The 1418-nt window shown below is 36.1% G+C and carries 1 protein-coding gene; it reads left to right on the forward strand.

The annotated features are described in order from the left end of the window. Positions 1-465: 465 nt before the first annotated feature. The gene (locus tag I6F42_RS19945; RefSeq protein ID WP_231616412.1) at positions 466-1317 is read left to right on the forward strand and encodes a DUF4041 domain-containing protein; all 852 of its coding nucleotides are present in this window, start codon (positions 466-468) and stop codon (positions 1315-1317) included. Positions 1318-1418: the final 101 nt, after the last annotated feature.

The raw sequence follows: 1418 nt of genomic DNA on the forward strand, positions 1-1418 counted from the left end.
GGTTGGGTACGAGCTCACTGTCTTCCCGATGTGACAAGTGCTAGCTAAACACTCATCAAGAAGAGATACAAGGTTGGGTAGAGCGTAGCGAAACCCAACGAGCTCCAACGAACCTTCAATACTCACGGCCCAATAACCCCGCATTATATATTTGAAAACTTAGGTCGGATAAGCGAAGCGCCATCCGACGATGCACCGTATTTGAGTTTCGGCGCGTAAAATTCTGTATATTAATTTCAGTTTCATCGACTCAAAAATATATGCTACCTTCAAATAGTGGATTTAATAATGATAAAAGGAATTTAAAATGGAACACTCTGCATCAATTCTCCTCCTAATAATTACCATATTGATTTGTCTTGGTTGGTACAACCATACAAAAAATTTAAAAATACAGTTTAAAAAAATATTAAGGCATTAAATGATTCTTTAGCTTTAGCGCGAGAAGAAGCTAAAAAGCAATCATTGAAAAATAAAGAGCTAACTGAGAAATATAGCCCAATCATTCAAGCCGAAGCTTACTCTCAAGCTTTATTAGATGAAGCGAAACTAAAAGCAAATGCTATAAAGCAAACTGCTGAAAATTTAGCTAATGAAGTAAAAAATGAATCTATTACTGTAAGTGAGTCATTAAAGGAACAAAGAATAGAGGGGAGCCTAAGACTTCGAGAAGCGAAGGAGAAAGCTGAAAAAATTAGGTTGGATGCTAATCAAGAAGCTGACCGTATTACTTTATTCGCAGAGCAAAGGGCTAAAGAGATTGCGGGTGATGCGTATGAAGCAAAAGAAAAAGCTAATACCTACGAGCAAGCAATAAAAGCAATGCGAAATACTATCGAAGGCTATAAGGACGACTATATCATTCCTAATCACTCAGTTTTAGATGACTTAGCTGAGGATTTTGGTCACAAAGAAGCTGGAGCAGAGCTAAAGTCAATACGTCAAAATATTAGGCAAATGATAAAAGAAGGATTTGCTGGGGATTGTGACTATGTTGAACAACATAGAAAAACATATGCAATCCATTTTGTAGTTGATGCATTTAACGGTAAAGTAGATAGTGCATTATCTAAAGTAAAACACGATAATTTTGGGAAAATAAACCAAGAAATATTAGATGCGTTCGCATTAGTTAACCACAATGGCGTTCCTTTTAGAAAAGCTAGAATTAATGAAAAATATCTTAATGCACGTTTAATTGAACTAAAGTGGGCTGTAGCTACAAGTGAATTAAAAAGAATCGAACGTGAAGAGCAAGCAGAAATTAAGGCTCAAATTAGGTGTCCCGTCCTAAAATACGTTGACGGTTTTAATTGAAGGCCAGTAGCTTTTGCTCCTGGCTTTTTTGTGCACTTGGTTTGGTGTTTTCATTCCTAAACTCAAATGCGGCCTCATTTCATTGTATATTAATATTGATT

It is taken from the genome of Pseudoalteromonas sp. SWYJZ12 (assembly GCF_015864395.1).
Taxonomy (GTDB): Bacteria; Pseudomonadota; Gammaproteobacteria; order Enterobacterales; family Alteromonadaceae; genus Pseudoalteromonas; species Pseudoalteromonas arctica.